The following is an 8,745-nucleotide window of genomic DNA, read 5'->3' as shown; positions in this document are numbered from 1 at the left end:
AAAATAGTCAATAATGGGGTACAAAATAGTCAATTATTTATCCGCAACCCCCTGGTATTACTGAGTTTCTAAGGTCGACAAAGTAATATAAAGTAATATAAAGTAGGTTAGAAAGTAAATTAGAAAGTATCTTCTTAAGAAAAAAATCTATATTTTATTTTTAATAAAATAAAAAAATCTTTTTCTCAGTTCACTATTTTCTAGCTAAATATTTACAAATAGAAAATTCAAACTAACTACATTTCCCCTTCTTCATTTCTATAAATTTACAGAAGGAATTCTGCAACTATGTTCGTATCATGAGGAAAAAAAGATTTTTTACGCTTTTCACTACAGTACAAAATTAAAGACGTCATCAGGAGCCATATTTTGGCCGTTAAGGGGCTTTTTTGATAAAAGTCGGATATTTCCACCTTGGACTCTCTAAGAGGCAAATACGTCCTTATATGAGGTTAAATAAGTGTTTGATTTTTATTTAATACTCCCTGATGGCAGCAAGCAACAAAATCAGATAAAAAAGAGCCTGTATTATGACGACAGAAGAAAATTGGAACAAGCTGCAGGAACTATCAAAGAAGGTATCGAAAGAGGAACTAGTGTTTTCCTAAAAATATAGGACAAAATAGAATTTTTTAACTTGATTCCTGCTGTCTTTTTTGTAGGGTAATTGATGAAAAAGTGTGTAAAAAAGTTCCAGTTTTATATTCAAACTTTTAAATTCTTTTTGAATTGATATAGGAGAAAATATTGTTCTAAAATTACCTCTTTTTTAAGATATATAGTTGAAAGTAAATGCTAGCAAAAAAGTCTCAATTTTATAATGAGACTTTTTATTATTTTGGCCTTTTTTAGAATTAAAATTTGATTATTTTCGTTTATAATCTTGATATTTTTTAAACAAATCTTTGAATAATTGGTCGTTGTAGGAAAAGAGAAACTCAAACTTTTCAATTTCTTTAGCAGGTATTTGAGGGACAACTTTTGCTTTGTAATCTTCAGCTAATTCTGTCTTTTTGCTATCTAATTTTAACATAAGTTCAAGTGGCACATCTTTTGCTTGAAAAATATTTTCTAGTATATAGAAATTGTCTTGATTAAGAACAGCTTCACGTAAATCAATTTGTCCTTTATTTGTTAAAGTTTTATAGATATCATATAGATCTCGAGCACGTGTTTTATCACCAACCAACTTGTAATCGTCAAGCTGCTGACAGGATGCTCTTATTTTCTCATAGACAATCATTAGTGGACTATAGAGATAAATAGTTGTCCCTTCTAAATCATAACTATCTTTATCCGCAACATATTCATCATAGCTCAAATCTATTTCTATCTTTTTACTATTATTTTCTAAAGCTTCTCCATATTTACTTAGCTCCTTCATTTTATTAGGGTCCTGTAAATCTATTTTTTCTTGATATTTTTCTGTATCGACTATCGCAAAAGAAATCTTATATCCTCCCCAAAACGGAGGCAAGTCTCGTTTTCTTTTTTTAGGTTTTTCAATGAATTCAAATCCAACAACTAAAAAACCAATTTGCTTAAAAGCATCTGAAATTAAACCTTGTAGTTTTTTTCCTTCAACATCTTTATCATATCTTATAGATTCTTCAATTGAAAAGTCTAAATCCTGAGATGAGCGATCAGTTATATTGTGTAGCTTTAAAGCAGTACCACCTTTTAGAACTAGATTTTCCTTCAGATCACTATCTGAAAAAATTGCTTTTAAAATGGTGTTTCTAATATCATCTGGTTTCATAAGTACCTCTATCATATTACTAGTGTTGTTAGTTTATTATACCATGTATAACTTGCGATCTATCTTAATTTCTTGTTTTTTATTTTTTAAACTGCTATACTAAAGCTATGGTATATATACCATAGCTTTTAAATAAAATAAATTAAAACATACTTAAGGTATGGTATATATACCATACCTTAGCGGTGAAATCTTAACTAGTATATTGGAGGGATAATAGTAATGGTCCTTACAGACAATGAAATTGAGAAAATATTAATCAAACATCAAATCAAAAAAGATACTTATGGTTTAATAAAATATTCTGACGAAATTGTTCAAAAATCTAAAAAAGAATTTGGAAATATTTTAAATAGGACCTCTATCATTCAAATTATTCAGAAATTAAAAGAAGAAGGAAAACTTAAGTCTAGAGCTACCCTTAATAAGTTTACTGATATTATTATTGATAAACTAAAACTTTTTAAACCAGTTAAAATTATGAACGAATACAAAGGGGATTATGTTATTCGCTATATAACCTCAGATATATACGTTTCTCCTTACGAAATTGCTTTATCGTTATTATCTCGTTCATTTCTATCTCATTATAGTGCTATGTACGTTCATGATCTAACTATTAATAGCCCTAAAGACATATATATTAACAAAGAACAATCCCAAAAACGCTCTACTTTAGGTGATAGACTGGCTATAACTCAAGGACGTATCGATTATGCCTTCTCCAAAAGTATGAGACGAACAAATATGATCTACTCTTTTGAATATGACGGAACATCTTATAAAGTGCATGTTCTAAATTCGAAAAGTACTCACAATACAGGAGTTATAACTAAGGAAGTTGTTGGGTTTTCAAAGCCTATTAAAACAACAAATGTTGAGAGAACACTAATCGATGCTATGGTAAGACCTGGGTATAGCGGGGGCGTTTCTGAAATTCTTGATGCATTTATTCGAGCTAAAAATATAAATGTCAGAAAGATTTGGGAATATCTAGAAAAATTTAATTATTCTTATCCATACTATAAATCACTTGCATTTTACTTAAGGAATGCAAAATATGAATATAAATCTGAGCTTAAACGATACCAGAATGACCCTCGCAATAATTTGACTTTTTATCTAGACTATCAAATGATATACCCTCATCAAGATAAAGAGTTAGGAGTGTTCTATCCAAGAAGCGTTCACAACATTTCCAAAAAATACTAATTTTTCGCAAAGAAATTTAGTCAAAAACTCAGTTTTTCTTGTATTATTTAATAATACTGTGTGTTATAATGTGTATTATATTAGCTAACGGGGTGAAAGTTTTGACTGAAAAAATGACTGTCCTAAACATCAGGATGAGCGTTGGAGAAAAAGAAGAATTAAAGGAAAGAGCTACAGAATTTGGAGACTCGATCAGTTCATATGCTAGAAAGATACTCTTCCAAGAGGATAATACAAGCGATTACGTAGATAATACAAATGTATTACAAGAGAAAGATGAGCGTATATCAGACCTTAAAACTCAAATAGACGACTACAAGAAGCAAATTGAGCAACTGCATACGATTATTTTGGCAACTCAAAAAGATAATCAGTTGCTGATTGAACAGAAAACGAAGAGATGGTGGAAGTTTTGGGAGTGAGAATTCATTTCTGGACTAACTACACTTTTGGAAACGCACTCTTTACTAAAGGAGTTTACGAATGATGATCCGATTTTACATTATTATTTTTTTGGATGTTTGGTTATAATTCTTAATAAGCTACAAAAAAATGACAATGGATGTTTCTCTATAAGAGTAATATCCGTTGTCATTTTTGTATAATCGACTTCGATTTTCGGATTTTTATACAAAAACTCTGCATTTTTGATGCTGACATGATAATTCTGAGAGCTTTTCAGTTTTTTTCGTGAACAACTAATCATCTAGACTCCTAGAGCCCCAAGGACTTACGAGAAACCCTTAATCAAACTTTCCGAAAAATACCAATTTTTCGGAAAGTTGTTTTTTTGAAAAGTTCATCTCAAAATTCACCTTATTGTTTAAGAGACTTTAGGGCAAACCCATCTTGAGTAATAAGCAGTATCTCTTCTAGTACCTTTTATGATGGGACATCTTTGATGTTACAGCAAAGTAGTCAATCTTCATGTTGTTTTTTCATGCTTAGTCACCGACAACTTTAAGATCGCTAGCGACTACTTTTACTCCGCCCCAGGTACTACGTGCTATGTTCCACATGACGGATATAGGGATTAATCAGTTCAACCGTCATTATACGTATCATGGGTTTAGCCATACTTTCGTGTATGTTCGTACCCCCTATCAGTGGTGGGGATTTGTAGGAAAGACACCATTTATTGACTTTTTGCACGGGTGGCTTTAAGATGTTGCTGGACGCCTTTCTTGATAATCACTCAGAGTCGCCAGAGTGTCTGGCCCGAGATATGGCAAGGATATACCGCTGCCTGCACCAGTCCTTCGACGCTGACAAATTGCGACATATCATGTAAATTGTCGCATAAAAGTAGTTTCAAAAAAAGAAAACTGTGTTATAATGTATGTGTAATTTTTAGAAAAGAGGTACTAACTATGGAAAACCTAGTAGTTTCAATCTTTAACACTGAAAGCGAAGCTTATCAGTCCTTTGCGGATTTGAAGGCTTTCCGCCAAACTCAGACGACCAAGGTTGCTCAAATCGCCTTGGTCAAAAATGAAAACGGTCATATCGTTGAAAAAGAACGCTATGACTTTGAAGATTCAACGACGGATGCAGCCCTAGAAGGTGGCTTGTTCGGTGCAGTTATCGGGCTTTTGGGTGGTCCTATCGGCGTCTTGTTTGGTTATGGTATGGGTAGCCTCTATGGTTTGGCTGCTGGTGATACCATTGATACGGCAGAAACTGGCCTGATTGACGTTGTTTCTCAGAAATTGACTAACGGTGAAACAGCCGTTGTTGCCTTGGTGCAAGAAGACAACGAAGCAGTCATCGATGCTTACTTCACCAAGTACGACACCCAAATCGTGCGTTGGGATGTAGCAACCGTCGTAGCCGAAATCGAAGCAGCTCTGCAAGTCCAAGAAGACCTCTACAACCAGGCACGTGCACAAATGAAGGCTGAACGTAAAGCCGAACGCAAGGCTAAACTTGAAGAATTCAAGGCGAATGTCAAAGCAAAATTTGACAAATTGAAAGCGTAAGCACTCAAGCATCTCATAAAAAATAGGCTTTCTACTTCTGGAAGATAGCCTATTTTTTAAAAAAACTAGATTTTAGAAAAAGGAAGTGACGGAAGGATTACGTTTTTTAGAGGAGCTCATTTTGGACGATGACCCCCGAACCCTCTATATCCAGACCTTGGGCGGGACCAATACAACTGCCAGAGCCCTCAAGTCTATTCAGGAGCGCTACGAGGGGACGGCAGAATGGCCTCCCTACATTCCGAAGAGGTGGACCCGCATTATGTCTTCGATATAACAGAAGAGGGCGCAAGTCTCACGGTTCATATCCCTGACGATGCAAAGTCAGGCGATACCTTCCATATCATTACTGAGGTGCAAAATGTGACCGAGACTCCATTCAAAACCTATGTGCGTCGTATTCTCACGGTCAAATAATTTAGATGAGCTAGATTATTGCTCTTAAAAATGCTCATTGTCAACTGTAGTGGGTGGACATATAACTAAGCCCTAGAGAGAACCATCTTGGTTCTCTTTTTTGTGAAGTTCAAAGCGAGGTAAATCCGTTTTTTAAAGTTTTCAAAGTTCCGAAAACCAAAGGCATTGCGTTTGATGTCTTTGAGAACCAATCGCCAGCAGTATTTTAAGGCACGATAGTCAATGGATTTCTTGTCAAATTACTTCATGAGTTGAATACGAGTTTGATTGAGAGTACGGCTGAGGTGTTGGACGATATGAGTAAGTGCTTGATGATTGATGAGTTTCTAGGCAATTTTTTCGGTGCGTTATTCGCGCCGATTTTTTTTCGAGTCCACTTTTGTGGGCCGAAAAAGCAGTGAATTTTTTGAACCGTGAGGGTCAAAAAAGGGGTGCAACCCATAGCCCTCGGCAGAGCGTTTTAGTTTTGTACGTTGCGCAGCAATGTCAAAACTACAAAAACGTTACTCTTTGACAAAGAGTAACAGAAACTCTGCTTGATCCGAGAAAGATATTTTTATTTTCAACTGATTACATATCGACAATAGTTGGCGTGGAATAGCGATAGCCCCACGCCGTAGCCCAACATTTTGGGCTAAATATTTCTCTTTAATCTGCTGAAACTATATAGAAATCCATAGATTTAAAAATCATGGACTTATATAGTAGTCCATGATTTCTGAAAAGATGGATTTTATAGTGTTCCATAAATTCTAAAAAAATGGGCTTATATAGTAATCCATGAATTCTAAAAAGATGGACTTATATAATGCTCCATAAATTCTAAAAACGTGGACTTATATAGTAATCCATAAATTTTGAAAAGATGGACTTATATAGTAATCCATAAATTCTGAAAAGATGGGCTTGTATAGTGTTCTATAAATTCTAAAAAGATGGTCACTATATAAGACCATCTTTTTTAAAAACAAATGCTCAAATAAATTTGTTAATCACGTTTTTAACGGAAATTTTCAAAAATTTTTATTATCTTTTGCTTTTTGTGGCATACTACTATCACAATAGTAAGAGAGGAAATAAACTAATGAATCAAATGACCATTTCTTTTAAAACAAAAACTGGCATGAAAAATATACGTCATAATAACAGAGATCTGAGCGAAGAAGAATTTAAGAGTAATGAACACAGGCATATAAATCGTGCATTGTCCCACGAAAATATAACGATTATTAAACGTGACATAAGAGAAGTCTATCACGATGAATTTGACGATGCTTTAAATACTTATAATTCAAAACAACGGAGGAAGGATAGAAAAATTGAAGACTACTACAAACACGTTAAAAAATCAAAGACATTGGATCTGCAACGTGAATTTGTAGTCTCAGTAGGTAATAAATCCGACTGGGAAAAGATGGATTTCAATAAAAAAAGAGAGGTAGGAGAGGCCCTAGCAAGCTACGTAAGAGATTTTAATGAACGACACGATCATTTAGTCATCTATAATGCAGTTGTCCATTTAGACGAAGATGGAGCTCCTCACGCTCATTTTAACGTTGTTCCTATTGCTGATGGATATAAAAATGGTCTTTCGAAACAACCATCTTTTTCAAAAGCTCTCCTCCAGGAAGGATTTAAAGAAAAAGGACGTGGCCAACTTAAACAATTTCGTGATCATGAGATTGATAGGATTCAATACTTTATGAAAACCCTCAATATCGAACGCAAGTTAGGTCAGACGAATGATATTAAGGATATGCGAGAATATAAAGAAACTATGCGACAAATCGAATTACAGAAGCAGCAAGAAGAGAAGGAACTGCAGCATTTGAAGAATGAAGTCGCAAACATGTCAGGAGAGTTGGATAAAGCAAAATTAGAAGATGAAACTATCAATGCTATGTTACGTCTAAAAATGATCAGTGAAACAGAAGTAGATAAAAGTCAATTTGAAATCAAAGAGCGAGGGCTATTTAATAATCGGGAACGTGTTGTGATTGTTCCTGAAGATGAGTTTGATAGAATAGCCATGAAGGCGAACTATAGCCCATTGTCGAATTTGTTGAACGATTTTAAAGAGTCTATTCTTCAAATAGGGTTCATTAAAAAGTTACATTCTACAATTTCATCTTTAAAGAATGTGATCAAAGAACTGAAAGCAGAATTCCAAAAAGAGAAAACTAAATTGGAAAAAGAGAATCGAAATGCTTGGGATAAGTATTTTGAAGCTAAGAAAGAAGCTGATACTTATAAACGTTTTAAATCAGAGTTTGAAAGATATTTATCTGAAGAGGAAAAAAATGAGATCTCAGATAAAATCTATGAACGTCAAGAAGCTGAAATTGAAGGAGGTTTGTGGCAAGATTTTGATTTAGATCGTTAGATAAATTAGGGGATATTCTTTTCTCCTCCTAGAAAAGGACTTGCATATGTAAGTCCTAATTATTAATACATGTTCAAATTACAAAAAATCATAGATATCTGTCTGATGTGATGCTTTCTCTGCCTCTATGATTACCTCTGCAGTGGTTGGCATCCGTCTATCCCTAATTACCATCTCATACCCGATAACTTTTCGTCCTTTTTTTACAGTTGTTAAATCTATATCAGCGTTGAATTTCATTTCTAGTTCTTCACATGCCACCATGAGAGCATTCCTCTTAAACAAACCTGCAGGCCATGACTTTTCTTCACCCAAGAACCAATCTTGCCATTCCTCTAAACTTCCCTTAATGGTTGTATATTCTCGATTTCCTAAGCGATATGCTTCCCAAAGTTTCATCAAGATCAAAGAATACTTTGATTTCACATTTCCTAACTCATCCAAATGGAAAGAGTAGTAGTTTCTTTTCAACTCAAAAACTAAAGGTCCAGCATCTTCAGAGAATTTAAACTCTACAAGGCCATCCTCAATAAATCTTATTCTGCTGAAAAGTTGAGTCATGATTATTGAACGTCTACCGTCAGGCAATGTTTCAGGGATATATAGGGCTGTATTCTCGTTAAGTCTCGAAAAAGCTTCTGCAATCCGTCTATAATTCTGACCGTTTTTAGTTAAGCCAAAGTGCTTCATAATGTCAAGGCTATGAACCGTAAAGACATCACCAACTCTACTATCTTTCGTTACAGATGAAAAACAGTAGTCTAAAACCTTGTGTTCAAAAGCTTTTAAATTACCAAATGCTTTGGCCAAGTCATTCGCCTGGACAACTAAATAATTTTGACGAGAAGCTAGTTCTTCATAGATTTTACTGGATTTTCTATTTGATACCATCTTGTTTACCTTTTACTATATTTCCTATTATGCTATATTCTATCAATTTTTAATTTTATAGTCAATAATGGGGTACAAAATAGTCATTAATAGGGTACAAAATA

The 8,745-nt window shown here is 34.1% G+C and carries 9 protein-coding genes and 1 pseudogene; 7 read left to right on the top strand and 3 right to left on the bottom strand.

All coding sequences use genetic code 11. From position 1 onward, the window contains the following. Positions 1–460: 460 nt before the first annotated feature. Entirely contained in the window at positions 461–616 is a 156-nt protein-coding gene (locus HMPREF2885_RS10115; protein ID WP_020902496.1) for a hypothetical protein, read from the top strand. Between the two features lie 249 nt (positions 617–865). On the opposite strand, the gene HMPREF2885_RS00040 is transcribed toward HMPREF2885_RS10115, so the two are convergent. Further along, complete coding sequence (locus HMPREF2885_RS00040; protein WP_031576638.1) at positions 866–1,759, bottom strand: nucleotidyl transferase AbiEii/AbiGii toxin family protein; 894 nt, start codon at positions 1,757–1,759, stop codon at positions 866–868. A 222-nt stretch (positions 1,760–1,981) separates the two neighbouring features. Between HMPREF2885_RS00040 and HMPREF2885_RS00035 the strand changes: the two genes are divergently transcribed. From HMPREF2885_RS00035 to HMPREF2885_RS00015, 5 genes are all read left to right on the top strand, one after another. After that, positions 1,982–2,971, top strand: coding sequence for a type IV toxin-antitoxin system AbiEi family antitoxin domain-containing protein (locus HMPREF2885_RS00035; RefSeq protein WP_024056487.1), 990 nt, complete (start codon positions 1,982–1,984; stop codon positions 2,969–2,971). Positions 2,972–3,063: 92 nt separating this feature from the next. Next, positions 3,064–3,393, top strand: a complete 330-nt coding sequence (locus tag HMPREF2885_RS00030) for a hypothetical protein (RefSeq protein WP_227038806.1) — start codon at positions 3,064–3,066, stop codon at positions 3,391–3,393. A 948-nt stretch (positions 3,394–4,341) separates the two neighbouring features. Beyond that, positions 4,342–4,950 (top strand): DUF1269 domain-containing protein, encoded by a 609-nt coding sequence (locus HMPREF2885_RS00020; protein WP_070656831.1) that lies wholly within the window; start codon positions 4,342–4,344, stop codon positions 4,948–4,950. Between the two features lie 85 nt (positions 4,951–5,035). Continuing rightward, positions 5,036–5,227: a nucleoside hydrolase-like domain-containing protein gene (locus HMPREF2885_RS10330; protein ID WP_083307344.1), complete on the top strand. Its 192-nt coding sequence runs from the start codon at positions 5,036–5,038 to the stop codon at positions 5,225–5,227. After that, positions 5,176–5,367, top strand: coding sequence for a hypothetical protein (locus HMPREF2885_RS00015; protein ID WP_020902503.1), 192 nt, complete (start codon positions 5,176–5,178; stop codon positions 5,365–5,367). The genes HMPREF2885_RS10330 and HMPREF2885_RS00015 overlap by 52 nt, the downstream gene beginning before the upstream one ends. Before the next feature lie 65 nt (positions 5,368–5,432). On the opposite strand, the pseudogene HMPREF2885_RS10325 reads toward HMPREF2885_RS00015, so the two are convergent. Next, a pseudogene (locus HMPREF2885_RS10325) lies at positions 5,433–5,555 on the bottom strand (transposase); the annotation flags it as partial. An 896-nt stretch (positions 5,556–6,451) separates the two neighbouring features. On the opposite strand from HMPREF2885_RS10325, the gene HMPREF2885_RS00010 reads away from it, so the two are divergent. After that, positions 6,452–7,750 (top strand): plasmid recombination protein, encoded by a 1,299-nt coding sequence (locus HMPREF2885_RS00010; protein ID WP_070656830.1) that lies wholly within the window; start codon positions 6,452–6,454, stop codon positions 7,748–7,750. Between the two features lie 78 nt (positions 7,751–7,828). Here HMPREF2885_RS00010 and HMPREF2885_RS00005 read toward each other — a convergent pair whose 3' ends face one another. Continuing rightward, entirely contained in the window at positions 7,829–8,641 is an 813-nt protein-coding gene (locus HMPREF2885_RS00005; RefSeq protein ID WP_000254442.1) for a replication initiation protein, read from the bottom strand. Positions 8,642–8,745 lie beyond the last annotated feature (104 nt).

It is taken from the genome of Streptococcus sp. HMSC062H02, from assembly GCF_001813005.1.
Classification (GTDB): Bacteria; Bacillota; Bacilli; order Lactobacillales; family Streptococcaceae; genus Streptococcus; species Streptococcus oralis_S.
Note: the sequence above shows the minus strand (reverse complement) of the source record. Positions and strands in the feature narration are given on the sequence as shown.

Excerpts from the sequence above, each read along its gene's own strand:
- HMPREF2885_RS00040 (WP_031576638.1), bottom strand. The coding sequence starts at position 1,759 with ATGAAACCAGATGATATTAGAAACACCATTTTAAAAGCAATTTTTTCA.
- HMPREF2885_RS00035 (WP_024056487.1), top strand. The coding sequence starts at position 1,982 with ATGGTCCTTACAGACAATGAAATTGAGAAAATATTAATCAAACATCAA.
- HMPREF2885_RS00020 (WP_070656831.1), top strand. The coding sequence starts at position 4,342 with ATGGAAAACCTAGTAGTTTCAATCTTTAACACTGAAAGCGAAGCTTAT.
- HMPREF2885_RS00015 (WP_020902503.1), top strand. The coding sequence starts at position 5,176 with ATGGCCTCCCTACATTCCGAAGAGGTGGACCCGCATTATGTCTTCGAT.
- HMPREF2885_RS00010 (WP_070656830.1), top strand. The coding sequence starts at position 6,452 with ATGAATCAAATGACCATTTCTTTTAAAACAAAAACTGGCATGAAAAAT.
- HMPREF2885_RS00005 (WP_000254442.1), bottom strand. The coding sequence starts at position 8,641 with ATGGTATCAAATAGAAAATCCAGTAAAATCTATGAAGAACTAGCTTCT.